Source organism: Tenacibaculum haliotis (assembly GCF_025215075.1).
Classification (GTDB): domain Bacteria; phylum Bacteroidota; class Bacteroidia; order Flavobacteriales; family Flavobacteriaceae; genus Polaribacter; species Polaribacter haliotis_B.
The window spans coordinates 288590-313436 of sequence record NZ_JAOBTH010000029.1 but is presented as its reverse complement, the minus strand read 5'-3'; the positions used below and the strand labels follow the sequence as shown (position 1 = coordinate 313436).

Below are 24847 nucleotides of genomic sequence, written 5' to 3'. Positions count from 1 at the left end.
TCACTTTAATTAAACTTATTATGAAATACAATACAATAAATCGTGACTTATTTATAAAAAACCGTAAAAACTTTATGGCGCAAATGAAGCCAAATAGTTTAGCTGTTTTTAATTCTAATGATGTATATCCGGTAAGTGCTGATAGTATGCTTCCGTTTGAACAACATCGCGATATCTTTTTTTTAAGTGGTGTAGATCAGGAAGAAAGTATCTTAATACTGTTTCCTAATTGTCCGAAAGAAAACTTACGCGAAGTGTTATTTTTACGCGAAACAAATGAGCATATTGCAGTTTGGGAAGGTGAAAAATTAACGAAAGAAAAAGCATTAGCAACAACAGGTATTAAAACTGTTTTTTGGTTGCAAGATTTAGAAAAAGTAGTCGCAGAAATGATGGCACTTGCTGAAACTGTTTATATAAATACGAATGAACATTATCGTGCTACTGTAGAAACAGAAACAAGAGAAGCTCGTTTTACAAAATGGTTACTAGCAAAATATCCAGCACATTCGGTAGCTAAAAGTAATCCTATTTTACAACGTTTACGCTCATTAAAAGACCCAATAGAACTAGACTTGCTACAAAAAGCCTGTGATATTACCGAAAAAGGTTTTAGACGCGTGTTAGATTTTGTAAAGCCAGGTGTTTGGGAATATGAAATTGAAGCTGAATTTATTCATGAGTTTATTAGAAATCGCTCTAAAAAATTCGCGTACACACCAATTATTGCTTCTGGTAACAATGCCAATGTATTGCATTATATAGAAAACAATCAACAGTGTAAAGCAGGTGATTTAATTTTGATGGATGTTGGTGCAGAATATGCAAATTATTCTTCTGATATGTCAAGAACTATTCCTGTTTCTGGTCGTTTTTCTGACAGACAAAAAGCAGTATATAAGGCTGTAAATCGTGTAAAGAACGATGCAACAAAATTATTAGTGCCAGGAACTATTTGGGCTGATTATCATGTTGAAGTGGGTAAATTAATGACTTCAGAATTGTTAGGTTTAGGCTTATTAGATAAAGCTGATGTACAAAATGAAGATAAAAATTGGCCAGCGTATAAAAAATACTTTATGCACGGTACTTCGCACCATATGGGCTTAGATACGCATGATTACGGATTATTACACCAACCGATGGAAGCTAATATGGTTTTTACTGTTGAACCTGGTATTTACATACCTAACGAAGGTTTTGGTATTCGTTTAGAAGATGATGTAGTTATTCAAGAAAAAGGAGATCCTTTTAACTTAATGCGTAATATACCTATTGATGCAGATGAAATTGAAGATATAATGAATAAGTAATAGTTTAAAATCCTTTAGTGAATTACTAAGGGATTTTTCTTTATTAAAAAAAGATTTATTAACCTATGTAAACGTTTTAGTTATAATACCGTACTATATTTGTAGTGTTGTTATGTATAGCATACCCCTATATGTTATAACCCCCTAAAATAATAACATCCCCTTAAAAAACAACCCTTAACTTGTGTGTTATGGGTTTTTTTTATGCTTGTTTTTTAAAGAACATGATTCTTCTATTTTATCTCATCAAAAATAACGTGTCGTGTTTAGATGAATCATGGATATCTTAAAGTGATTGATTTTATGATAAAAATATTTTTTTAAATACATACAATTAAAAAACGATTTATTAACCTATGTAAACGTTTTAGTTGTAATATCACACTATATTTGTAGTGTTGTTATGTATAACATACCCCTATATGTTATAACCCCCCTAAAATAATAACATCCCCTTAAAAAACAACCCTTAACTTGTGTGTTACGGGTTTTTTTTATGCCTGTTTTTTAAATAATAATTCTTTGACCTTAGTTTTAACCAAATACAAGAATATTTTTGACTTAAAATTAAATGAGTTTTGCGTAGCAGTTATTTATGTATTGTTTTACTTTTTTTAGTGCTATTACAGTCTCACAATCTAATTAGAAATAATTTAAAAAACTTTCGTATCAAAAAATGGGTTTTATTCCACCCTTTTAAACTAATGATTTCTAAAGAAGTCTATAGAGTAGCCGATTCAATTAAAATAACCTTTATTAAATAGCGACGATTTTAGTGCACAAATAGCTGTCTTTCCTCATGCTTTTTGGGATGATAGAAATGTTATCCACGTTAGAAAAACAAGTTGTTTTAACTTTGTCAGGTAAATAATGAAAAAAATAATAGAAAATAAAATTCCTCAACTTAAGTTTCTCCTATCCTAAAGAAAGGCAGTTTTCTCCTCATAAAAACACCCCCAAATAGTGTCTAACTTTTTGAGGGCAGTTTATAATTGTGAGATTTTTTATGAACTAACAGTTAAATAGAAAATTATTTAACTGTTAAAGTATATTGAGGTGTTGGATTTAAAGGGCAAAAATATACATATTCACCTTTTTTTAAGGTTACTTTTTTTGAAGTAGATTTTGCATTGTTTTTTACCAAAGAAGTAACATAGGCATCTTTAATGTGATTTTCTGCTTCTACTTTTCCTTTAGGTGCTAATACAAAGCCAACATCGTGACCTACATTATTATTAGAGATTTCAAAAATATAAGTTCCTTCACTTAATGTTAATGATTTTTTAGTGAACTCACCCTTTACTTGTTCTAAAGATATTTTTTTTGCTTGTTGAGCGTTTGCTTGAAAACTAACACTTAATGCTAATACTAAAATTGCGATAATACGTTTCATTTGATTGGGTTTTATAATTATATATTTATTTAAGGAATGAGATTTACTATAACTAATTTGTCATAAATAAACTTTTCAAATTTTTATTAAGCTTTTACTGTAAACTTACCAGCTTCTACACTTGGAAAATCAACTTCTGTATTTGCGATATGGTTTACATAGTTTGTTAATGTATTAGAAACTACGTTTAATACGATTTCTAAAATATCACTATCATTATATCCAGCTATTTTTGCTGCTGCTATTTCATCAGAACTTACAACACCTCTATTCTTAGTAACACTTTGTGCAAAATTTAAACCCGCTTGTACTTTTTCATCAGTAGCTAAACCTTGTCTGTTTTGTTCCGTTTCAGCATCGGTTAAACCATTCATTTTACCAATTGCAGTATGTGCAGATAAACAATAGTTACATTCGTTTTCTTCAGCAATTGCCAATGCCAACTGCTCTCTAAATTTATTTGAGAAGTTTCCACTTGCAGTTAATTCCCCTAAACTTAAATAGGTTTGTAATGTTGCTGGTGAATTACCAAATACTTTAATTAGGTTAGGAATAAATCCTAATTTGTTTTGAACGGCATCAAATAATTCTTTGGATTTACCTGTTGTTGTTTCTGGATTTAATGTTTTAATTCTCGTACTCATCTTTGTATGTTTTTAAAATTATTATTTTGTTTCTTCACAATTACACATTTCTCTTTCAGGAAATTGCTCATTGTATTCTTGATATCCCCAACAATTTGGGCATTGATTATTTTCTGTTGTTTTCATAATTTTATCTTTTAAATTAACCGTAAAAACCATTGGCTAATAATTATGGTACAAAGATGCGATGAGAAGAAGGTTTTAAAAATGGACAAAGGTTCTTATAACTTGGACATCAAGGAAAACACATGTAAACACTAGGCTAATTGGAACTCAGTTGTGTTGTGAGCTTTTTAATAATTATAAACACATGTTAATGTGGGAATTATAAAATGCCCATATATTTGTAATGTTATTACATGTAATGCACCCCCTATATATTGCACCCCATAAATAATAACATCCCCTTAATGAAAAAATTCTTACTCGTAGCCCTTGTGTGTTACGAGTTTTTTTGTTTTATATTTAAAGGTGTTTATGTTTTTTGATCTTGCTGAAATTGTTTTGGAGATTGCCCTGTCGCTTTGGTAAAAAAACGTGAAAAATAAGCCGGGTCATTAAAACCTAAATCGAAAGCAATATTTTTAATGGCTTCTGTAGAGTAGAGTAATTGACGTTTTGCTTCAATTATAATTCTATTTTTAATAAAGTCACTCGGAGTATCAGTTTTTGTTTTTTGAAAGTGCTTTGTTAATGACTTTGGAGAAATTCCTAAACGATTTGCGTAATCAGTTACACTATGTAATTTTTTAAAATTCTGCTCTACTAACAAACTAAAATCTTTAAATAACTTAGTTTCTATATCTTCTTTTACAACATGATATTCTTTTCGTATGCGAACGGAATGTATAATAAACTGCTTTAAATAGGCTTGTAACATATCATATTGGGCAGTTTCTGTATTCTCGAATTCATCTATCAAATTGTCAATTATCAAACTTAATTTTAAAATATCCTTCTCATTTGGTTTTACAAATGGGGTTTCATACACATTATTAAATAATACCCCATTACAGGCAATTTCTGAATCGTGCGTTTGAATACAATAAAAATCTTGAATAAAACTTAATTGATAGGCTTCACTAATCTTTTCAGAATCTACCGAAAAAACTTGCCCTGGTGATAAAAAAAACAAAACTCCACCATCAAAAGAATACGATTCGAAATCAATATTATACGTTCCTGTTCCTTCTTTAATCCAAAAAATTTTATACACACTTATTTGTTGTGGTTTATTTACCACACAAGCTTTTTCAAATGCTACAGTTTGCAATGAAAAAATATCTTGATATTTATAAGTCCTTATATCTTGAATGGCCATTGTTTTACATAGTTTTATTCTTGGTCGAAAAAATACAATTAGCTAACAGAAACTAAACTATATTTGAATTAAAATATAAACTATTTTAATGCGGGATTATTTATTTATCGGTTTACTGTTTTTTAGTACCATTTTAGTCTCACAATCTAATTGGAAGCAATTCAAAAAACTTTCGCCTCCAAAAAAAATATGGGTTTTATTCCATCCTTTTAAGGCAAATAAAGCACTGATGGTTTCTAAGGAAGCTTATAGAATAGCCGATTCAATTAAAAAATCACCTTTATTAGATGGCGACGCTTCTGGCGGACAAGTAGATGCCTTTCGTCATGCTTTTTGGATGGCGCTTTTACAGCAAAAAATAGGTAAGAATGCAGCTCGTTCTTTAGGTAAAGCACATGAAAAAGAAAACTATAAAACGTATAAAAAACATAAACTAGAAGATGGAATTGTACCTGATAAAATAGCGTCAACGATGGATTTATTTAATAATAACATCGGGTTATATCTTACTAAAAAAGGGATAAAAACTTCTAAAAAAGGATTAATTTATCGTGTTATAAATGCCATTCACGCTGGGGAATTAAGAGTTCTTAAAAAAGATACTATAGGTAATTTTTTAACCTGTGATAATAAACCGATATCTAAGGAATTTTTAAAAGGAAAATGGGAAAATAATAAATGCTTGGTAAATTCTAATTATAAACAATAAATGCAAAAAGTATATTTTATTTCTGGTACCATGTGTACAGTAGATTTATGGCAATTCGTTTTTCCTAATTTAAAAAACGTAACACCTGTTCATATTGATATTACTTCTGCAACATCTTTTGATGAAATAAATAAAATAATTCTTTCCAAAATTAATGCCCCTGCTATAATTGTAGGGTTTTCTTTAGGTGGGTTTTCTGCATTAAACTTTGCAGTTCATTATCCTGAAAAGATAAAAAGACTAGTAATTATTGCCGCAGATGTAAACGGATTAAATGAAAAGGAAATTCAATTACGAAAAAGCACCATTGATTTTTTAGAAAAACACACCTATAAAGGGATATCAAAACAAAGAATTCAACAATTTTTACACCCTCGTAATCACAAAAACGAAACAATTATATCAGTTATAAAAAAAATGGATACTGATTTAGGTAAATCCGTTTTAATTCGTCAATTAAAAACCACATCTTCTAGACTAAACATAGCTAAACAAGTTTCTGAACTACATACACCTATAATATTTATTGCTGCTGAAAACGATCTATTTGCTTCTGCTACAATTTTAAAAGAATTCGCTAATAAAATACACAAAGGAAAGTATCTTTTTATTAAAAATTGTGGACATATGATTCCTCTAGAAAAACCAAAAGAGCTTGCCACCTTGCTAAGTTTAATTTGATTTTCAATTTTTTTCTAATAACTTCGTTATTGCTTACATAAACCATAGAACATAGCTAACAAAAGATATTAATGAGCGGAATAAATTCATTCATACTAATTATTATATACGGTGCTCTAATTTTGCTTTCATTTCTATTAATCATAAATCCATTAAAAGTTAATAAAAAAGCAAATTTATGGTTCGGCGTATTTCTTTTTTTATGGTCTACTTTTTGGCTTGAGGAAATATTTATTCTAACAAGTTTTAATCCACTTAATAATATACCCTTAATACCGCTTCGATTCTTTCAGTTTCTAACACCTTTGGTCTTTTATTTTAGCATCGAATATTATTCAAATCCAGATTTTAAATTCAAAAAAAAGGAACTCATATACACTATCTTACCTTTCACATTCCTTATTGGTTTAATTTTTCAAAATTACAACAAACACAATACCTTAATACCTTCTTTATTAAGTATACTCATTATTATTCAGGCACTATATTTCACTATATATTCTTACATAAAGATTCAACATCACAAAAAGAGTATTCGCTTATTCTCATCTAATACAAACGAAGTAGATCTTAAATGGATAGAGTATATTATTATTGCTATATTTTTACTTAGTATTTTTATCGGGATTTACAATTTAGCTTTTAATGGAGAATATTTAAATGTAATGGCCAATATTGTATCGATACTAATTATATTTTTTGTTGCCTCTAATACACTTAAGCAAAAAGAAATTTTTCTTTTAAATGAAAAAGAAAGGAATCTTATTATTAAAACCGAACAACAACCCACACCAAAAAAAAGGAAAATTATTTCAGATGAAAATTTAGTACTTACCAAATCTAAACTTATTGATGTTATGGAAAATAAAAAACCTTATCTCGATACAGAATTAACGCTGGTAAGCTTAGCTAAATTGATAAAAATTACTCCTCATCAACTTTCATATGTAATTAACGTAGGGTTCAATGAAAATTTCTTTTGGTTCGTTAATAGATACAGAGTTCAAAGAGTAAAAGAACTACTTTTAAACAAAGACTACAACCATATATCTATTCTTGTCATTGCTTATGAATCTGGTTTCAACTCTAAGACTTCATTCAATACTACCTTTAAAAAAATTAGCGCTCAAACACCTTCTGAATTCAAAAAAAGTAGTTCTTCTTTATAAACACGCACCAAAAAAACACATCAACAACTTAAAAAACAACTGATTACGATCGGGTTGAAAATTGGTTCGATTAGATAACTCAGAACATAAAAAACTAGCAGTCGTACTAATTTTGTAACTCACATAAATTACGACTCAGAATGCATAAGTATATTTCAGTGCCCTTCTTTTTGTTTTTATCACTTATTTTAAATGCCCAAAGTTTAACACAAAATATTAAAGGAAAAATAGTAGACACTTCCTCTCAACAACCAATTCCAGGTGTATCAATAGTACTTCTTAATACAGATCCAGCCATAGGAGTTGTTTCTGATTTTAATGGAGCCTTTACTATTAAAAACGTTCCCATTGGTCGATATGATTTAGAAATATCTCACATAGGCTATGAAGCAATTATAAAACCAGAGGTTGTTGTTACATCATCTAAAGAGGTTATATTATCAATTGGACTTACCGAAAACGCCTACTCCCTAGATGAGGTAGTTTTAAAACCAAAAGTTGTTAAAGAAAAACCAATTAATAAAATGGCAACAGTTAGTGCTCGAATGCTAAGTGTTGAAGAAGCAAATAGATACGCAGGAGGGTTTGACGACCCTGCTCGCTTAGCCTCTTCTTTTCCGGGTGTTTCTAGTAGCGTTGGTAATAACGCTATTGTAATAAGAGGTAATGCTCCAAAATTTTTACAATGGAAAATTGAAGGAATAGAAATACCAAACCCTAATCATTTTGCAAATTTAGGTGTTTTTGGTGGTGGTGGACTAACAGCTTTAAGCAGTAATTTATTAGCAAATTCTGATTTTTACACAGGTGCTTTTCCTGCAGAATACAATAATGCGTTATCTGGTGTTTTTGATATTAGAATGCGAAAAGGGAATAATTCAAAACATGAACACAGTATAGAGGTTGGTGCTATTGGGCTCGATTTTGCATCAGAAGGCCCCTTAACAAAAAGTAATAACTCTTCTTACTTAGTAAATTACAGATATTCTACACTAGCGTTAATGTCATCGCTACTTCCAGAAGATGCTAAAGGAACAAACTACCAAGACTTATCTTTTAAATTAAACTTTCACACCAAAAAATCTGGTAAATTTTCTGTTTGGGGAATTGGCTTGCTAGATAAATCGGGAAGTTCACCAAAAACTAAAGTAAATGAACGTAACTATTATACAGATATTGAAAAACAAAAAGCAAAACAATATATGGGTGCGTTTGGAATAAATCATAAAATTGTATTTAAAAATTTGGCTTATTTAAATACGACTTTAGCAGTATCAACAAATGGTCTAAACTTAAAAACCGATAGACTTGACAATGCATCAATATTACAACCAAAAAACAAAATAGATAATAGTAATTATAATATTACTTTTAAATCTTTCCTTAATAAAAAATTTAGTTCAAAACACACAAACAAAACAGGTGTTACCATAAGAGGTTTAGGTTATAATATAGATTTAAAAGAAACTGATGATAGCACCAATAATCTAAAATCCATAGTTTCAGAAAATGGTTTTACCTCTTTAGCCTCTGCCTATACAAACTCTTCTTTTTCCTTAAAAAAATGGAAAATAAACGCTGGTATAAATACGCAATTATTTACGTTAAATAATAATTTTACAATTGAACCTCGCCTTGGTTTAAGTTATCAATTAAACGAAAATAATAAATTAAGTTTTGGTTACGGACTACACAGTAGAATTGAAGCCTTGAATATCTATTTTGCAAATACAATAAACTCAACCTCTTTACAAGCTAACAAAGACTTAGATTTTTCAAAAGCACATCATTTTGTATTGGCATATGATTGGAACATTACAGAAAAGTTACATTTAAAAATCGAAGCATATTATCAACATCTCTATAACATTCCTATTATTGAAAATAGTACAACCTCACTTTTAAACTTACAAAGCGATTGGTTTATTAATGATACTTATATTAATTCAGGAAAAGGGAAGAATTACGGGCTAGATTTAACGCTAGAACAATATATTAACAATGGTTTTTACTATTTAATATCTGGTGCTGTTTTTAATTCTAAATACAAAACGGATTCTGAAAAATGGTATAACACTCGTTACAATAAAAACTACTTATTTAATGCTTTGGTTGGTAAAGAGTTTAGAATCGGAAAGCATAAACAAAATTTACTTGGTGTAAATTTTAAATTAAGTTATCAAGGTGGTGATAGACATTCTATTATTGATAATGCCGCTTCTTTAGATAAAAAAGATGCCATTTACAATGAAACAACACCATTTACTGAACAAACTAAAGCTGGATTCATATCACATTTTACTGTTAATTATGAATGGTACAAAAAGAAAACAACACAAAGACTATCACTAAAAATTCTTAATGCAACAAACTTTAAAGAATACCAAGGACATCGTTATAATCTTAAAAGTAATAAAGTAGAAGAACACAGAGAAGCTTTATTAATTCCTAATATAAGTTACAAAATATCATTTTAAATTAATTAATAAAAACTAAAAAAGAATAAAACTATTTAAACCCATTCTAAATATTTAATAAAACAATTCGCAAAATTTGTGCAAGTAGTACGTACCCCTTAAATTTGTGTTATATATTTAATATAACAAACAAAATAATGGGATTATTAAAATCTTCTATTGGAAGAAAATTTGCCATGGCACTTTCGGCGTTCTTCTTGATGTTCTTTTTATTACAACATTTTGCAATAAACATCACCTCAATTTTTCCTGACAACGGAGCAACATTTAACAAGTTATCTCATTTTATGGGAACCAACCCGTTAATTCAATATGTTATGCAACCAGTCTTGATTATTGGTGTAGTGTTTCACTTTGTAATGGGATTCATCTTAGAATTAAAAAATAACAGTGCTCGTAAAATTAGTTATGCGAAAAATAACGGTGCAGCAAATTCTACTTGGATGAGTAGAAATATGATTTGGTCTGGTATCGCAATCTTAGCATTTGTAGTATTACACTTTATTGATTTCTGGTTTCCAGAATTAAACACCAAATTTATTCAAGGAGATATGTCTGGTCTTATCGACCCTAATGTTGCTGATAGCGGACTTAGATACTTTGAAGAATTACAACACAAATTTGTAAACCCTATTAGAGTAGGAGCTTATATCTTAGCATTTGTATTTTTATCGATGCATTTATTACACGGTTTTACTTCAGCTTTCCAATCGGTTGGAGCAAATAACAAATACACTAAAGGATTGAAAACATTTTGTAAAGTGTATGCAATTGGTATTCCTGTAGGATTTATCATCATTGCTTTATTTCATCATTTCAATCATTAATACGAAACAAGTATGGCTTTAGATTCAAAAATACCAAAAGGTCCATTAAAAGATAAATGGACAGATTATAAAAATCATATCGATTTAGTAAATCCGGCTAACAAACGTAACATTGATGTTATTGTAGTTGGTACAGGTTTAGCAGGTGGTTCTGCTTCAGCAACTTTAGCTGAATTAGGCTACAACGTAAAAGCATTTGCATATCAAGATTCTCCTCGTAGAGCGCATTCAATTGCAGCACAAGGAGGAATTAATGCAGCAAAAAATTACCAAGGTGATGGAGATTCTTTTTACCGTTTATTTTATGATACTGTAAAAGGAGGAGATTACCGTTCTCGTGAAGCAAACGTACACCGTTTGGCAGAAGTTTCGGCAAATATTATTGATCAATGTGTAGCGCAAGGAGTTCCTTTTGCTCGTGATTATGGTGGTTTGTTAGACAACCGTTCATTTGGTGGAGTATTAGTTTCTCGTACTTTTTATGCAAAAGGACAAACGGGTCAACAATTATTATTAGGTGCTTATTCTGCAATGAACCGTCAAATTGCTCGTGGTAAGATTGAAATGTTCAATCGTCACGAAATGTTAGATGTTGTTTTAGTTGATGGAAAAGCTCGTGGAATCATTGCTCGTAACTTAGTTACTGGTGAAATTGAACGCCATTCTGCACATGCTGTTGTTATTGCTACTGGTGGATACGGAAATGTATATTTCTTATCAACCAACGCAATGGGATCAAACGCAACTGCAGCTTGGAAGATTCATAAAAAAGGAGCATTTTTCGCAAACCCTTGTTATACACAAATTCACCCAACTTGTATTCCTCGTTCAGGTGATTATCAATCAAAGTTAACGTTAATGTCTGAATCATTACGTAATGATGGTCGTATTTGGGTTCCTAAAAACATGGAAGATGTATTGGCTATTAGAGAAGGTCGTAAAAAACCAACTCAATTAACCGAAGATGAAAGAGATTATTATTTAGAAAGAAGATACCCTGCATTTGGTAACTTAGTACCTCGTGATGTTGCCTCTAGAGCAGCAAAAGAGCGTTGTGATGCTGGTTACGGTGTAAATGCTACTGGTGAAGCTGTTTATTTAGATTTTAAATCGGCAATTGACCGTTACGGAAAAGAACAAGCTAAATTACAGCATATTACAAATCCTTCGGATGCAAAAGTATACGAATTAGGACAAGCGATTGTTGAAGCTAAATATGGAAACTTATTCCAGATGTACGAGAAGATTGTAGATGAAAATCCATATGAAACTCCAATGATGATTTACCCTGCGACCCACTATACAATGGGTGGTGTTTGGGTTGATTATAACTTAATGACAACTGTTGACGGATTGTATTGTATTGGTGAAGCAAACTTCTCTGATCACGGTGCTAACCGTTTAGGAGCTTCTGCTTTAATGCAAGGTTTGGCTGATGGTTATTTCGTGTTACCTTATACTATTGGAGATTATTTATCTGATGACATCCGTACCGGAAAAATATCAACAGATTCAAAAGAGTTTGAACAAGCTGAAAAAGAAGTTAAAGAACGTGTAGATTTCTTCATCAACAATAAAGGAGAACATTCAGTAGATTATTACCACAAAAAATTAGGAAAAATTATGTGGGAAAAATGTGGAATGGCTCGTAACGAACAAGGTTTAAAAGAAGCAATGGCAGAAATTAAAGCTTTACGTGAAGATTTCTGGAAAAACGTAACAGTTCCTGGAGATGCTAACGAAATGAATCCTGAATTAGAGAAAGCTGGTCGTGTGGCTGATTTCTTAGAATTAGGAGAATTGTTTGCAAAAGATGCTTTAAATAGAAACGAATCTTGTGGTGGTCATTTTAGAGAAGAGTCTGTTGAATTAGACGGCTTACAAAAAGGAGAGGCAAAACGTAACGATAGTGATTATGCTTACGTTGCTGCATGGGAATATAAAGGAGAACCTGCAGAGGCAGTTTTACACAAAGAAGAATTAGAGTTTAACGATATTGAACTAAAACAACGTTCATACAAATAAGAAGATATTATGAATTTAACACTTAAAGTTTGGCGTCAGAAAAACGCAAGTGATAAGGGAAAGATGGTCGATTACCAAGTAACCGATATTTCTGAGCATATGTCTTTCTTAGAAATGATGGATGTACTTAACGAGCAAATAATCAACAAAGGTGATGAGCCTGTTGCTTTTGATCATGATTGTCGTGAAGGTATTTGCGGTATGTGCTCAATGTACATCAACGGTGAAGCACATGGTCCTGATAGAGGTGTAACTACCTGTCAATTACACATGCGTATGTTTAAAGATGGTGATACGATTACGATCGAGCCATTTAGAGCAGCTGCATTTCCTGTAATTAAAGATTTAGTTGTTGATAGAAGTTCTTTTGAACGTATTCAGCAATCTGGTGGATATATTTCTGTAAATACTTCAGGAAATACCCAAGATGCAAATTCAATTCCAATTCCTAAAAAAGATGCCGACGACGCAATGGATGCAGCAACTTGTATTGGTTGTGGTGCTTGTGTTGCAACTTGTAAAAACTCATCGGCAATGTTATTTGTTGGAGCTAAAGTAAGTCAATATGCATTATTACCACAAGGACAAGTTGAAGCTACAGATCGTGTTTTAAACATGGTAGCTCAAATGGATGCTGAAGGTTTTGGTAACTGTACAAATACAGGAGCTTGTGAAGTTGAATGCCCGAAAGGAATTTCATTAGAAAACATTGCTCGTATGAATACCGAGTTTATAAAAGCTAGTTTAAAAGGATAAACCCTTTTTTATATAAAATTAAAAATCCCGAGTTTTCACTCGGGATTTTTTTGTTTAATTTAGCATTGAATTTATTTCAACAATTATGAAAAAAGCCCAATTTTTAATTATAGGTATTTTAGTTGTATTTGTAGTTTCTTGTAAGTCAGAAAGTCAAGGAGAAACCCTTTCTACACCTACTATAAAACATGAATTTACAACCGATTTAATATTAAATGATATTAAAGTTTTGTCTTCAGATGAATTTGAAGGTAGGAAAACAGCTACTCAAGGAGCAAAAAAAACCCAAGATTATATAAAAGAACGCTTCGAAAACTTAAATGTGTTACCGCTTCTTGAAGATTTCGAGCAAACTTTTACTTTCGATGGAGGAACAAGTTATGAAGCTGTTAATATTTTAGGCCTTATAAATGGTACTGAGCATACTGATAAATACATTATATTATCTGCACATTACGATCATTTAGGTACCGTGAATGGTGAAATTTTTAATGGTGCTGATGATAATGCTTCGGGAGTTGCCACCTTATTTGCATTTGCTGAGTATTTTAAAAATAATCCTCCAAAACATAATGTTATTTTAGCTTCTTTTGATGCAGAAGAGCTGGGTTTAAAGGGTGCTTACTACTATGCCGATAATCCTGTAATTGATTTAGATAAAATAGTTTTAAATTTAAATTTTGATATGATTTCCAGAAGTGATAGTAAAGAATTATTCGCAGTAGGAACTCGTTATTCTCCAGTATTAAAAGAAACAATCTCTTCATTTGATAATATAGGAGAAGTTAAACTACTCATAGGACATGAAGGTTTAGATAATTCAGAAAATTGGACAAACTCTAGCGATCATGCAGCGTTTCATAAAAAAGACATTCCATTTATATATTTTGGTGTACCAGATCACCAAGATTATCATAAATCTACCGATGTTTATGAAAACATAGATCAACAATTTACATTAGATGCAGTACAAACTTTAATAACCGTTTTCACTAAATTAGATGCTAAGCAGTTGTAATTTTAGTAATCTATTATTTCACTTAGTAAAAGGTAAATTAAAATTATTAGATTTATTTTAAGATCATACTATAAGTTCATCAAAACAAGATAAAAAAATATCGAGTGAAAACTCGGGATTTTTTTATTTAGAAGCAATTGCATTTTTTTCTGCAACAAACCCTTTAATTTTTATTCGCGTTCGTTTTATTTTTGCATTTGATATGATGGTAAACATTTTAGAAAACCCGCCTATTCTATTAGTATCATAAGTAACCTCTATACTCCCATTTTTACCCGGCATAATTGGCTTTTCTGGTTTCTTTGGCACGGCACAACCACAAGTGGATGCAACTTGTTTTATAATTAAAGGAGCGTTGCCAATATTAGTAAACTCAAAAACTCGTTTCTTTTCTGATCCTTGTGTTATTTTTCCATAATCTATGGTCGTGTTTACAAATTTAAATTCTTGTGCGTTGGCAGCCATTGTTACTAAACAAACAGCGATTAATGTTAAAATTGATTTCATCTATTTTGGATTTTAGTGTTATATTCTTATTTCTAAATTTCATGCATGAAATTAGATTACTTTTTTAATCTTTTCAATCATTGATAGCGCATTGACGTCATTTGGTTTTAATTGTAAAACCTTATTATAATTCTTTAATGATTGCTCATAATTTTTAATAGTAAAATAAGCTTCTCCCAAACTATCGAAAACACTGTATTTGTATGGATACATTTTAGTGTTTAGTTGAAAAACAAACAATGCTTTTTCTGTATTTTTAGATCTAAGTAATTTATAGCCATATGTATTTAATTCTCTACTTCCTTTAGTAAATTCAGAAAATGAAATAACTAAATTATTTTCATTTTTTTGTAGCTCCTTTATGGTTTTTACTTTCATTAAAGCATGTAATCGCTCAACAACAATATAATTAGGGGTGTAATTTTTACCGTTAATAATAGTAAGTATATCACGTTCGAAATCTTGTTTTGGGGATTCAACAATTCTACCAATTTCTTTATCATTTTTATAAAAAATAAAAGTAGGAACACGGTGAATATTTAATCCTTTTTCTTCTCCGTTTGGTGATGCTTTATAAGCTTCGGGTTTTTTATCAACAGCAATCATCGACAACTTATTAGTATTAAAACCAACTTCATCTATTACTTTATAAAATTTCGGAATTTCTCTTTTACTATCGCCACACCAGCTTCCGTAAAAAGCTTTAATTGTATAATTTTGAAGAGATTTTTTTAATTGACGAACTACTTTATCGTTCGTTAAATATTGATTGTAATTTTCTTGAAACCAAGAAAAATCATCAATATTAAAAGCATTTTTATCAGTTTTACCTAATAACATCAATGTGCCTTTACTGTCTTTTGTTGTGTTATTAATCTGTTGTCCGAAAGCAACATTAATAATTAACAAGAATAGTATTATAGTTGATTTTTTCATTTCTTTAAGTTTTACTCAAAAGTCTTTATTTCTTACATCTAAAAAAAATCAGAAGTATATACATCTAAAAAAAGGGTATCAACTGCAATAGCGCATTAAAAAGCGGCAGTATGTACTTTGTAAATAACCTTTGGTACCTATAATTTTGTCGAATGGCTTAATTTTAGTTACTTACAATCAACTATGATCAAACTAAACAGAAAGCACAGCGCAGAGCTCTTAATACACGTACTTTTTTGGGTGTTATTTACATTTGTTTCACTATTTGTTTTTACACCTTATTACTGGGCTGAAAATCCGTTTTTACAGTATTTTTTCATCCTTGTTGTTATCGTTTATGTAAACAATCAAATTTTGTTACCTTTTTTCGTGAAAAAGAAATGGTATCTATTCTATAGCCTCATTTTTATACTCATCTCGTTTTTAGCAACACAACTGTATTGTTATGTTTTTGCGCGCTGCGGATGTTCGATTATGAAATGTTTAAGTGATTATTTGTGGCAGACTTTAACACCACTTTTATTTTTCTCTTTTATATGGATGTTATTTCGATACATAGATCAATCAGAAAAAGTATTGAAAATAGAACAGGAAAGAACTGAAATGGAATTAAAATTCTTAAAATCACAGATAAATCCGCATGTATTATTTAACAACCTAAATACAATTTATTCGTATGCGATTGAGAAACCAGACAAAGCACCTGATTTGATTTTAAGATTGTCAGACAACTTAAAACACGTGCTGTACGAAAGCAATGCTGAAAAGGTAAATCTTGAGAAAGAAATTAAGTTTATAGACAATTACATCGCTTTTCATAAAATTAGAACAGAAGGAATCAAACAAATTAATTACCAAACCTCAACAGATAATGCACGTTATGAAATAGCACCGTTATTGTTAATAACCATTATAGAAAATGCTTTTAAGCACAGTATTTTTAATAGTGTTATTGATATAAATATTAAGGCTGAAGAAAATAAACTAACCTGTAGTTGCGAAAATCATTACCATGAAAAATCTATACAAAGCACAGCTGCAATTGGCCTAGATAATCTTAAAAAACGTTTAGATTTATTATACAAAAACAAGTATGAATTAAGTATTAATGATACTGGTATTTTTAAGGTGTTGCTAGTTGTAAACTTAAATTAATTAGGTATGAATTGTATTATTATAGAAGACGAGCTTCCGGCACAAAATATTGTGAAGAGTTATATACGTAAAATTCCGGATTTAGAATTAAAAGCTGCTTTTCAAACAGCAATTAGTGCGAATGAGTTTTTAAAAAGCAATACAGTTAATATTATTTTTTTAGATATTAATTTACCTGATATATCAGGATTAGATTTTATAAAAACAATTAAAAATCCGCCGAAAATAATTATTACAACTGCCTATCCTGATTATGCAGTATCTAGTTTTGAATTAGATACAATTGTAGATTATTTAGTAAAGCCTTTTTCTTTTGATCGCTTTTTAAAAGCAGTAACAAAAGCTGAAAATCAAGTAAGCAATATAAAAGTTAAGGATAGGGAAGTTATATACTTAAATATAGATAAAACCATCCATAAAGTATATTTAGAAGAGATATTGTATTTAGAATCTGATAGAAATTATGTTACTTTTTTTACTATTGATAGAAAACTAACAATTATAGATTCTTTAAAAAATTGGAAAGATACTTTAGACGCCCGTTTATTTTTACAAATTCACAAGTCGTATGTTGTAAATTTAAAAAAGATAGAGAAGTTTACAGGAACTAACTTATTTATTAAAAATAAAATTCTGCCTATTGGCAGAACTTATAAAAAAGAACTATTGATTAGCTTAAAAGCTAACCAATAGTTCTTTTATCGTGTACTTTGGTTGGAATGTTATTATTCCATTCGGTTAATATATCAGTAGCTACACTCGCTCCGCTACCGGCTGCAATTGCAAATTGACTTCGCCAACCGGCTAAAGTTCCACAAACATATAAATCTTTTTTAATTACGTGATTAAAATTGCGTAATTGTATTCTGTCTTTCATCACATTAGCCCTCATATGTGGTTCTATATATTGCTCTAATCCATTAATTTCAAACGGCTTAGCGTAATTTAATGCTATAACAACCGATGTGCTATAATATTCGTTTTTATTGGTGATTATTTTATAGCCTTTGTCAGCATCTAAAACGGTAATAACTTTTTCGTTTTCAATTTGAGATACTTGAGGATATTGATTTTTTAATTGTTCTTTTCCTTGAGTTAAAATATCACTTCCTAAAGTAGCTTCAGGTAAACCTAAAACATTATTAAATAAGGCATCTTGTAAATGAGAAGCACGTTGGTGCATTAAAATACCAATTTTTTTATCTTTAGCATACTCTTTTTTATGAGCAGAACCTAAAACCAATGCACATTGCATACCCGAAACTCCACCGCCAATAATTAAGCAATCAAAAACCATTTATGCTAATAAAACTTTTATGTTTTCTGCAAATAACCTTACTGCAATGGCTAATAAGATAACTCCAAAAATCTTTCTAATAATTTTAATTCCGTTATTACCAATAAATTTTTCAATTTTTGGAGATGTTTTTAATACTATATATATAACTATTACATTTAGTAAAACAGCAATAATTATATTTGTTATATGAAACTCTGCACGTAAAGAAAGTAATGTTGTTAAACTACCAGGACCTGCAATTAATGGAAATGCAAGCGGAAAAACAGTTGCGGTTAATGTTTCTTCATCGTCATCATCTTTATATAAAGTGATTCCTAAAATCATTTCTAAAGCAATAAAAAATAAAATAAACGAACCCGCAACAGCAAAAGAATGCACGTCAACACCAATTACACTTAATAATTGTTTTCCTACAAATAGAAATAAAATCATAATAAAACCAGCAATAACAGATGCTTTCTCAGACTGTATATGTCCAACTTTTTTACGTAAGTCAATAATAATAGGAATATTTCCAATAATATCAATCACCGCAAACAATACCATAAAGGCAGTAAAAATTTCTTTGAAGTTAAAATTCATAATATTTTGTTTTTCAGCTGCAAAATTATACAAGTAATGTTACAATCTAGTATTTTTGCATCTAAATTTTATGTGAAGTTATTGTTAACTTCCAACTTTAAATATATTTTATGTTTCAATTAGGAAAAACCATCGTTTCAGAAGACCTTATCGATAAGGATTTTGTTTGTAATTTATCTGCCTGTAAAGGAGCTTGTTGTATTGATGGAGATGCTGGTGCGCCATTAGAAAAGGAGGAAACAAAAATTTTAGAAGAGATATATCCTAAAATTAAACCTTTTCTTCGTAAGGAAGGTATTGAGGCAATTGAAAAACAGGGCGTATGGATTACTAGTGATTTTGGAGAATTAGAAACGCCATTAATTAATGATGCAGATTGTGCTTATGTTATTTTTGATGATAAAAATACTGCATTATGTGCTATTGAAGAAGCTTACAACCAAGGGATTGTAGATTGGAAAAAGCCTGTTTCTTGTCACTTATACCCAGTTAGAGTTAAAGATTACAGTGAGTTTTCGGCTGTTAACTATGACAAATGGGAAATTTGCGATGATGCTTGTTCTTTAGGAAAAGAATTACAGGTACCTGTTTACAAATTTGTAAAGCAAGCACTGGTTAGAAAATTTGGTCAAAATTGGTATGATGAATTAGAACAAGTAGCAGAAAAAAGAAATAGCTAAACATAGCTTTAACAGCGGAGTAAATATTTATTTTATAATCAAGCCTGTACTTTTTTAATTGCAGGTTTCTTTGTGTTATTTAGTAGTGTAAAGTTTAAAAATAAACAAAAAAATTAAACATGTTTAATTTTTTGTTTTTAACATGAAATCAATAAACTTTAGTAAACACGTTATAAGTCAGTAGTTAGGGAATTTTTTAGTGTTTTATTGATAAAAATCAGGGTTAACTCTAAAGCGAAATAGGGTTGACCCTTAAAGCGTTACCCTTTTTTAAATAAATAAGTATTATGTTTGAGATGTAATAAAATAGTTGATCACTTTTTATTATTTGCTAGCTAGTAAAAAGAAGAAGGATGTTTATAAATTGCACGCATTTTTCTTTTAAATTTTTAACGTTAAAACGGTCTTATTTATAAAAATAAGACAATATGTAAGCTTCTATTATTTAAAGAAGCCGTGAAAATTAATTAACAAACTTAAATTTTTAAAAAATGAAAAAAGTAATTTTAGCAGTAGCAATGGTTTTTGCTACAAGTGGTTTAGTGAATGCGAAAACTTTAGATATTAAAGCAGCCGATTGTACAAAAGATGCTTGGGATTTCGGAACTGAAACAGGTGGAGGTGATGAAGAAGAAGAATACGATAACACTGATGCGTATTTTGAATATTTCTGTAATGATGACGGATCATATAAAGATGAATGGTCCACTATTTTTTAATAAAAATACAAAAATAGGGAGTATTTCTCCCTATTTTTAAATTAAAAACTCTTATGAATTATAAATTATTATTTATTTTAATTATTTTTTCTTTAAACATAAATGGTCAAGTAAAATCAGGTATAATAACTTATCAAAAAGAAAAATTGAATACTATTTTTACTGAAGGTAAGAAAGAAAAACTTGGTATTAAGAAATATACAAAGTTTTCAAAAATTGAAAAGACCACAAAAAAAGCTCATAAATTATTAAATTTTTTCCTAAAATTTAATAAAGAAAAAAGCTTATTTAAAGTACAAGACTTAATGTATACGCCTAAAGATAAATTTCTAAGATTCTCGATAGGAGCAGAAGGTAAAGGATTATATTATAACTCTTTCACAGAAAGGCTAAGAGAGAGAAATACTTTTGGAGAAATTTTCATTATAAAGTACGAAAGTTTAGAATGGAAGTTGAAAAATGTGTCAAAAAAAATTGGAAACTATATTTGTTATAAAGCAGAGACCATAGAAAAAGTTAAAACTAGAAATGGAATTATAGATTATAAGATAGTAGCATGGTATACACCAGAAATAAACGTGTCATTTGGGCCCATAGGTTTTTCAGGTCTACCAGGTTTAATTCTAGAATTGGAAAGAAATAATGTAAGGTATTTTTCCACTAATATTATTTTGAATCCACAAAAAAAAATAGCGATAAAAAAACCAAATAGAGGTAAGTTGATAACTGAGGAAGAATATAGAGACATGCTTATAAAATCAAGAAAGGACTTTAAAAAACTTTATTAAAAACGCTAAATGAGAATTAAAATAAAAACCAAGTGGAGTAGAAAAAATAAGCGATGAAAAGTATCAAAAATCAATAAGAGAAGCATTTAAAAAGGTATTAAAATAAGTATTAGCTTAGTTTGTATGAAAACAATAGCATTAACCTTATTATTTATAACAACAACACTATTTAGCCAAAAAAACAGTGGTGTTGTTTTGTATAAAGTAGTTTCAAAAAAAGAAGTAAACTATAAAAAAATAATAAAAAAAGGGAGGTTAACTTCTTTTTTTAAAGGCAAAGCTGCGTTTGAACTAGTATTTAAAGAAGATAAATCACTGTATAAAAGAAAGGTTAAGTTTAATAAAGAAGGCGAAAGAGAAAAAATTAATTTTTTTGAAATTGTTGGTGGTAGTGATGCTATTTTTTACAATGAAAAAGGAAAAACCATAAAGTCAGTTAATGAATATGATGAAGATTTTTTAGTAACATATGTGCCAAAACAATGGCAAATTACGCAAGAGTATAAAAAAATAGGAGGTTATGTATGTTACAAGGCGATTTCTAAAAATAATAGGGTAGTATGGTTTACACCTAATATACCTTTAAGTTTTGGTCCGAAAGACCTTAACGGATTACCAGGTTTAATTTTAGAAGTAGAAATAGGTAAAATAAGTATTGTAGCATCTGAAATTGTATTTAAAGAAATTTCTGATAAACGAATTAAAAAACCAACAAAAGGAATGCCTATAACTGAAAAAGAATATTCAAAAAAATTAAGAGAGATAGCCAAGAATATTGGGTTTTAGCAACCTCTGTTTTCATAACTTTTTTTTAAGTTAAGTGTATAAATTCCTATATAAATAATTTATATTTAAATAAACTTGTAATCTTTTAATTATGAATTTGTTTGTTGTATTTAATGATGTAAAGTTTAAAAACAAACAAGAAAGCTAAATATGTTTATTTTTTTTATTTTATTTAAAAAGAGCATTTTTTTTTGAGTTTTCCTTGAAAAATATAAATCATTAATAACGAGTAGTTAAGGTTGTTTTCTTTAACACTTTTTTAATAAAAAATTAGGGTTAACCCTAATTCCAAATAGGGTTAACCCTTAAAACGTTAACATTTTTTAAAATACAAAGATTTAGTTTTGAGATGTAATAAAATAGTTGATCACTTTTTATTATTTGCTAGCTAGTAAAAAGAAGAAGGATGTTTATAAATTGCGCGCATTTTTCTTTTAAATTTTTTAACGTTAAAAGTCTTCTTTGTATAAAGAAGAAAGTAAAAACTTATTTCTACATATAGAAGTAGAAATTAATTAACAAAACTTAAATTTTTAAAAAATGAAAAAAGTAATTTTAGTTGTAGCAATGGTTTTTGCTACGAGTAGTTTAGTGAATGCGAATGATTCATCTTTAACCGTAAATGATGATTGTATGCATGCCGCCTGTGGGTTTGGAACAAGGTTAGGAGGTGGAGATGAATATAATGAATGGTATTGGACAAATGCTTATTTTGATTCATTTTGTAATGAAGATGGTTCGTATAAAAAACGTTTTAATTAACTCTACGATTAATAAGACAAAGAAGAAATTCTTTGTCTTTAATACTATATTATATGATTAAAATAGTTAGATTTTTTTTTGTAGCATTTTTGTTTTTTAATTTATCAGTGAGTAGTCAAATAGATAATGGGGTTATTGAATATAAAAAAACTTGGACAAAAAAGATTATTAATAAGAAAAAACAGAAAGAGTCTTTAGAGACTTTTAAAAAGTTTTCTATAATAGAAGATAGGATAAATAAAGCTCAAAATAAATTAACATTTAAGTTGATATATTCTAATAATGAGAGTTTATTTAAAGTTGAAGAAGAAATGTTACTTGGAGATGATAAATTTTTGAATATGTCTATAGGACCCGATGGAAAAGGAGTTTTCTTTAATTCGAAAACACTTAGCTTGAAGCAGTTAGATGCTTTTGGGGAATTGTTTATAATATCTAAATTAAAGGATAGATGGACTATAACAAATGAAACAAAAAAAATAGGGATATATAATACTTTTAAAGCTTTTTTGACTGAAAAAATTAAAACAAGAAATGGGTTTAAAGAAATAAAAGTCATTGCTTGGTTCACGCCAGAGATAAATGTACCATTTGGTCCTATAGGTTATTCTGGATTACCTGGGCTAATTTTAGAGTTGAATAAAGATAGATTGAAATATTATGCAACAAAAATAGATTTTGCACCAAAAGAAAAGATTATTATTAAAAAGTTTAAGAGAGGTAAGAAGGTCAGTTATGATGAGTTTTATGACATTGCAATTGGAACTATGAAAAACCATAGAAAGTAATTATTTACTTAGATTGTTATAATAACTAAATTAGAATGCCTCAACTAATAAAATCATTATTAGTTGAGGTTTAAATCATTAAAAATGAAAGAGTACACATTAATATTTTTGCTTTTTATAACAATAAGTATTTATGCCCAAAAGGATAGTGGAATAGTATTATATAAAGTCTTATCTCGTAAAGAGGTTAGGGTATCTAAAATTATTGGAAAAAATAACAGCAAAAACTTAAGGTCTTTTTTTAAAAAACCTGCTGAGTTTGAACTATCATTTAAAGGTGATAAATCTTTATATAAGAGAAAGGTTAAGTTTAATAAAGATGGCGAAAGAGAAAAGGTAAATTTCTTTGAAATTGTAGGTGGAAGTGACGGTGTTTTTTATTGTGAAAAAGGAAAAGTTATAGAGTCTACTAATGAGTATGATGAGTCTTTTTTAATAGAATATGATTCTGATGTGTGGAAAATTACACAAGAGAGTAAACAAATAGGAAAGTATATATGTTATAAAGCTATTTCCAAAAATAATAGAATAGTTTGGTTTACACCAGAGATACCTTTACAATTCGGGCCAAAGCAACTAAAAGGTTTACCAGGTTTAATTCTAGAAGTAGAGATTGGAAAAATTAGTATTATAGCTTCAGAAATAACGTTTAAACCTATTGATAGTATCAAACAAAATTTTAAAGGAACTGTAATTTCAGAAAGCGATTATAGAAAGAAAATAAGTGAAATGGCTAAAAGTATTGGATTTTAATATATAATTGTATTAAAAAAAAATGAAAAAGAATTATATATTATTTTATTGTATAGTATTCACAACAATACTTTCAGCTCAAAACACTTTACAAGGCAAGGTATTTTATACAGTTTCATTAAAACCATTTACTGAGAAGTATTTAGATTCAATGTTTATAAAGCTAAAGACTATAAAATCTGTACAGCCTAGTGTTAGAAAAATGTTTAAAAACAGTAAAGATGTTACTGGTATTTTAGAATTTTCTAAAAATGAATCTTTATATCAAGTTGAAAATAAAATGAAAAACAACGGTAGTAAAGGTAAGAATATGACATTATCAATAGCAGGAGGGAATAACATATATTATGCAAATTTTATAAAAAAAGAGTACTTTAAACAGCTTAATCGTGAAGAACTCTTAGTAGGTTTACCACAAATTAAATGGACAATAACTCAAGAAACTAAAAAAGTAGGTGATTATACATGTTTTAAAGCTGTTTCATATAGAAAAACAAGAAAAGATAGACCTTCTGTAAAAACAACAGCGTGGTTTACACCTGTAATACCTGTAAGTTTTGGACCTATTAACTATTTTGGTTTACCAGGATTAATTTTAGAAGTTTCTTATAAAAATACAAGTATAAAAGCTACAAAAATTATTTTGAACCCTTCTAGTAAAATAATTATTAAAAAACCAAGGAAAGGAAAACGAATGACACATGAAGAGTATCAAGAAATGAATAGGAATTTTTTTAAAAATCTAAGAAAATAGAATA

At 29.1% G+C, this 24847-nt stretch carries 26 protein-coding genes; 19 read left to right on the top strand and 7 right to left on the bottom strand.

Annotated elements, in window-relative coordinates; all coding sequences use genetic code 11:
- Positions 1 to 20: 20 nt before the first annotated feature.
- A complete protein-coding gene (locus N2251_RS13115) occupies positions 21 to 1313 on the top strand; it encodes an aminopeptidase P family protein (RefSeq protein ID WP_260587185.1) in 1293 nt (430 codons plus the stop codon).
- Positions 1314 to 2343: 1030 nt separating this feature from the next.
- On the opposite strand, the gene N2251_RS13110 is transcribed toward N2251_RS13115, so the two are convergent.
- The 3 genes from N2251_RS13110 to N2251_RS13100 all read right to left on the bottom strand — a co-directional run bounded on the left by N2251_RS13110 (position 2344) and on the right by N2251_RS13100 (position 4671).
- On the bottom strand, positions 2344 to 2706 hold the full coding sequence (locus N2251_RS13110) for a cupredoxin domain-containing protein (RefSeq protein ID WP_260587184.1): 363 nt from the start codon (positions 2704 to 2706) through the stop codon (positions 2344 to 2346).
- Between the two features lie 86 nt (positions 2707 to 2792).
- On the bottom strand, positions 2793 to 3350 hold the full coding sequence (locus N2251_RS13105) for a carboxymuconolactone decarboxylase family protein (protein WP_260587183.1): 558 nt from the start codon (positions 3348 to 3350) through the stop codon (positions 2793 to 2795).
- 475 nt (positions 3351 to 3825) lie between these two features.
- Entirely contained in the window at positions 3826 to 4671 is an 846-nt protein-coding gene (locus tag N2251_RS13100) for a helix-turn-helix domain-containing protein (RefSeq protein WP_260587182.1), read from the bottom strand.
- A gap of 88 nt (positions 4672 to 4759) precedes the next feature.
- On the opposite strand from N2251_RS13100, the gene N2251_RS13095 reads away from it, so the two are divergent.
- The 8 genes from N2251_RS13095 (at position 4760) to N2251_RS13060 (ending at position 14333) form a co-directional block, all read left to right on the top strand.
- On the top strand, positions 4760 to 5380 hold the full coding sequence (locus N2251_RS13095) for a DUF6973 domain-containing protein (protein WP_260587181.1): 621 nt from the start codon (positions 4760 to 4762) through the stop codon (positions 5378 to 5380).
- Positions 5381 to 6061, top strand: a complete 681-nt coding sequence (locus tag N2251_RS13090) for an alpha/beta fold hydrolase (protein ID WP_260587180.1) — start codon at positions 5381 to 5383, stop codon at positions 6059 to 6061.
- Positions 6062 to 6132: 71 nt separating this feature from the next.
- A complete protein-coding gene (locus N2251_RS13085; protein ID WP_260587179.1) occupies positions 6133 to 7230 on the top strand; it encodes a helix-turn-helix domain-containing protein in 1098 nt (365 codons plus the stop codon).
- Positions 7231 to 7370: 140 nt separating this feature from the next.
- Positions 7371 to 9707 carry a TonB-dependent receptor gene (locus tag N2251_RS13080; protein ID WP_260587178.1) on the top strand — a complete coding sequence of 779 codons (2337 nt, stop codon included), beginning with the start codon at positions 7371 to 7373 and terminating at the stop codon, positions 9705 to 9707.
- Positions 9708 to 9841: 134 nt separating this feature from the next.
- A complete protein-coding gene (locus N2251_RS13075) occupies positions 9842 to 10534 on the top strand; it encodes a succinate dehydrogenase cytochrome b subunit (protein WP_260587362.1) in 693 nt (230 codons plus the stop codon).
- A 12-nt stretch (positions 10535 to 10546) separates the two neighbouring features.
- A complete protein-coding gene (locus N2251_RS13070; RefSeq protein WP_260587177.1) occupies positions 10547 to 12559 on the top strand; it encodes a fumarate reductase/succinate dehydrogenase flavoprotein subunit in 2013 nt (670 codons plus the stop codon).
- A gap of 9 nt (positions 12560 to 12568) precedes the next feature.
- Positions 12569 to 13315, top strand: a complete 747-nt coding sequence (locus N2251_RS13065; RefSeq protein WP_260587176.1) for a succinate dehydrogenase/fumarate reductase iron-sulfur subunit — start codon at positions 12569 to 12571, stop codon at positions 13313 to 13315.
- A gap of 85 nt (positions 13316 to 13400) precedes the next feature.
- On the top strand, positions 13401 to 14333 hold the full coding sequence (locus N2251_RS13060) for a M28 family peptidase (protein ID WP_260587175.1): 933 nt from the start codon (positions 13401 to 13403) through the stop codon (positions 14331 to 14333).
- 123 nt (positions 14334 to 14456) lie between these two features.
- Here the strand turns inward: N2251_RS13060 and N2251_RS13055 are convergent, their stop codons facing one another.
- Both N2251_RS13055 and N2251_RS13050 read right to left on the bottom strand, forming a co-directional pair.
- Positions 14457 to 14840: a DUF1573 domain-containing protein gene (locus tag N2251_RS13055; RefSeq protein WP_260587174.1), complete on the bottom strand. Its 384-nt coding sequence runs from the start codon at positions 14838 to 14840 to the stop codon at positions 14457 to 14459.
- Positions 14841 to 14891: 51 nt separating this feature from the next.
- Complete coding sequence (locus N2251_RS13050) at positions 14892 to 15776, bottom strand: thioredoxin domain-containing protein (protein WP_260587173.1); 885 nt, start codon at positions 15774 to 15776, stop codon at positions 14892 to 14894.
- 576 nt (positions 15777 to 16352) lie between these two features.
- Here N2251_RS13050 and N2251_RS13045 point away from each other — a divergent pair.
- Both N2251_RS13045 and N2251_RS13040 read left to right on the top strand, forming a co-directional pair.
- Positions 16353 to 16931, top strand: coding sequence for a sensor histidine kinase (locus tag N2251_RS13045; protein ID WP_260587172.1), 579 nt, complete (start codon positions 16353 to 16355; stop codon positions 16929 to 16931).
- A gap of 6 nt (positions 16932 to 16937) precedes the next feature.
- Complete coding sequence (locus N2251_RS13040) at positions 16938 to 17624, top strand: LytR/AlgR family response regulator transcription factor (protein WP_260587171.1); 687 nt, start codon at positions 16938 to 16940, stop codon at positions 17622 to 17624.
- Here N2251_RS13040 and N2251_RS13035 read toward each other — a convergent pair.
- Complete coding sequence (locus tag N2251_RS13035) at positions 17614 to 18228, bottom strand: NAD(P)/FAD-dependent oxidoreductase (RefSeq protein ID WP_260587170.1); 615 nt, start codon at positions 18226 to 18228, stop codon at positions 17614 to 17616. The two genes, N2251_RS13040 and N2251_RS13035, sit on opposite strands and share 11 nt — an antisense overlap.
- Positions 18229 to 18813 carry a MarC family protein gene (locus N2251_RS13030; RefSeq protein WP_260587169.1) on the bottom strand — a complete coding sequence of 195 codons (585 nt, stop codon included), beginning with the start codon at positions 18811 to 18813 and terminating at the stop codon, positions 18229 to 18231.
- Positions 18814 to 18923: 110 nt separating this feature from the next.
- Between N2251_RS13030 and N2251_RS13025 the strand changes: the two genes are divergently transcribed.
- From N2251_RS13025 to N2251_RS12990, 8 genes are all read left to right on the top strand, one after another.
- Positions 18924 to 19493: a DUF3109 family protein gene (locus tag N2251_RS13025; protein ID WP_260587168.1), complete on the top strand. Its 570-nt coding sequence runs from the start codon at positions 18924 to 18926 to the stop codon at positions 19491 to 19493.
- Positions 19494 to 19984: 491 nt separating this feature from the next.
- A complete protein-coding gene (locus tag N2251_RS13020) occupies positions 19985 to 20212 on the top strand; it encodes a hypothetical protein (protein WP_260587167.1) in 228 nt (75 codons plus the stop codon).
- A gap of 53 nt (positions 20213 to 20265) precedes the next feature.
- Complete coding sequence (locus tag N2251_RS13015; protein ID WP_260587166.1) at positions 20266 to 21000, top strand: GLPGLI family protein; 735 nt, start codon at positions 20266 to 20268, stop codon at positions 20998 to 21000.
- A gap of 123 nt (positions 21001 to 21123) precedes the next feature.
- Positions 21124 to 21786: a GLPGLI family protein gene (locus N2251_RS13010; RefSeq protein WP_260587165.1), complete on the top strand. Its 663-nt coding sequence runs from the start codon at positions 21124 to 21126 to the stop codon at positions 21784 to 21786.
- A gap of 540 nt (positions 21787 to 22326) precedes the next feature.
- Positions 22327 to 22548 (top strand): hypothetical protein, encoded by a 222-nt coding sequence (locus N2251_RS13005; protein WP_260587164.1) that lies wholly within the window; start codon positions 22327 to 22329, stop codon positions 22546 to 22548.
- A 53-nt stretch (positions 22549 to 22601) separates the two neighbouring features.
- Positions 22602 to 23336 carry a GLPGLI family protein gene (locus N2251_RS13000; protein WP_260587163.1) on the top strand — a complete coding sequence of 245 codons (735 nt, stop codon included), beginning with the start codon at positions 22602 to 22604 and terminating at the stop codon, positions 23334 to 23336.
- A gap of 84 nt (positions 23337 to 23420) precedes the next feature.
- Positions 23421 to 24089 carry a GLPGLI family protein gene (locus N2251_RS12995; protein WP_260587162.1) on the top strand — a complete coding sequence of 223 codons (669 nt, stop codon included), beginning with the start codon at positions 23421 to 23423 and terminating at the stop codon, positions 24087 to 24089.
- A 22-nt stretch (positions 24090 to 24111) separates the two neighbouring features.
- Complete coding sequence (locus N2251_RS12990; RefSeq protein ID WP_260587161.1) at positions 24112 to 24843, top strand: GLPGLI family protein; 732 nt, start codon at positions 24112 to 24114, stop codon at positions 24841 to 24843.
- Positions 24844 to 24847: the final 4 nt, after the last annotated feature.

What these genes read in the sequence shown, in the direction of transcription:
- N2251_RS13115 (WP_260587185.1), top strand. Translation starts at nt 21, where the DNA reads ATGAAATACAATACAATAAATCGTGACTTATTTATAAAAAACCGTAAA.
- N2251_RS13110 (WP_260587184.1), bottom strand. Translation starts at nt 2,706, where the DNA reads ATGAAACGTATTATCGCAATTTTAGTATTAGCATTAAGTGTTAGTTTT.
- N2251_RS13105 (WP_260587183.1), bottom strand. Translation starts at nt 3,350, where the DNA reads ATGAGTACGAGAATTAAAACATTAAATCCAGAAACAACAACAGGTAAA.
- N2251_RS13100 (WP_260587182.1), bottom strand. Translation starts at nt 4,671, where the DNA reads ATGGCCATTCAAGATATAAGGACTTATAAATATCAAGATATTTTTTCA.
- N2251_RS13095 (WP_260587181.1), top strand. Translation starts at nt 4,760, where the DNA reads ATGCGGGATTATTTATTTATCGGTTTACTGTTTTTTAGTACCATTTTA.
- N2251_RS13090 (WP_260587180.1), top strand. Translation starts at nt 5,381, where the DNA reads ATGCAAAAAGTATATTTTATTTCTGGTACCATGTGTACAGTAGATTTA.
- N2251_RS13085 (WP_260587179.1), top strand. Translation starts at nt 6,133, where the DNA reads ATGAGCGGAATAAATTCATTCATACTAATTATTATATACGGTGCTCTA.
- N2251_RS13080 (WP_260587178.1), top strand. Translation starts at nt 7,371, where the DNA reads ATGCATAAGTATATTTCAGTGCCCTTCTTTTTGTTTTTATCACTTATT.
- N2251_RS13070 (WP_260587177.1), top strand. Translation starts at nt 10,547, where the DNA reads ATGGCTTTAGATTCAAAAATACCAAAAGGTCCATTAAAAGATAAATGG.
- N2251_RS13065 (WP_260587176.1), top strand. Translation starts at nt 12,569, where the DNA reads ATGAATTTAACACTTAAAGTTTGGCGTCAGAAAAACGCAAGTGATAAG.
- N2251_RS13060 (WP_260587175.1), top strand. Translation starts at nt 13,401, where the DNA reads ATGAAAAAAGCCCAATTTTTAATTATAGGTATTTTAGTTGTATTTGTA.
- N2251_RS13055 (WP_260587174.1), bottom strand. Translation starts at nt 14,840, where the DNA reads ATGAAATCAATTTTAACATTAATCGCTGTTTGTTTAGTAACAATGGCT.
- N2251_RS13050 (WP_260587173.1), bottom strand. Translation starts at nt 15,776, where the DNA reads ATGAAAAAATCAACTATAATACTATTCTTGTTAATTATTAATGTTGCT.
- N2251_RS13040 (WP_260587171.1), top strand. Translation starts at nt 16,938, where the DNA reads ATGAATTGTATTATTATAGAAGACGAGCTTCCGGCACAAAATATTGTG.
- N2251_RS13035 (WP_260587170.1), bottom strand. Translation starts at nt 18,228, where the DNA reads ATGGTTTTTGATTGCTTAATTATTGGCGGTGGAGTTTCGGGTATGCAA.
- N2251_RS13030 (WP_260587169.1), bottom strand. Translation starts at nt 18,813, where the DNA reads ATGAATTTTAACTTCAAAGAAATTTTTACTGCCTTTATGGTATTGTTT.
- N2251_RS13025 (WP_260587168.1), top strand. Translation starts at nt 18,924, where the DNA reads ATGTTTCAATTAGGAAAAACCATCGTTTCAGAAGACCTTATCGATAAG.
- N2251_RS13020 (WP_260587167.1), top strand. Translation starts at nt 19,985, where the DNA reads ATGAAAAAAGTAATTTTAGCAGTAGCAATGGTTTTTGCTACAAGTGGT.
- N2251_RS13015 (WP_260587166.1), top strand. Translation starts at nt 20,266, where the DNA reads ATGAATTATAAATTATTATTTATTTTAATTATTTTTTCTTTAAACATA.
- N2251_RS13010 (WP_260587165.1), top strand. Translation starts at nt 21,124, where the DNA reads ATGAAAACAATAGCATTAACCTTATTATTTATAACAACAACACTATTT.
- N2251_RS13005 (WP_260587164.1), top strand. Translation starts at nt 22,327, where the DNA reads ATGAAAAAAGTAATTTTAGTTGTAGCAATGGTTTTTGCTACGAGTAGT.
- N2251_RS13000 (WP_260587163.1), top strand. Translation starts at nt 22,602, where the DNA reads ATGATTAAAATAGTTAGATTTTTTTTTGTAGCATTTTTGTTTTTTAAT.
- N2251_RS12995 (WP_260587162.1), top strand. Translation starts at nt 23,421, where the DNA reads ATGAAAGAGTACACATTAATATTTTTGCTTTTTATAACAATAAGTATT.
- N2251_RS12990 (WP_260587161.1), top strand. Translation starts at nt 24,112, where the DNA reads ATGAAAAAGAATTATATATTATTTTATTGTATAGTATTCACAACAATA.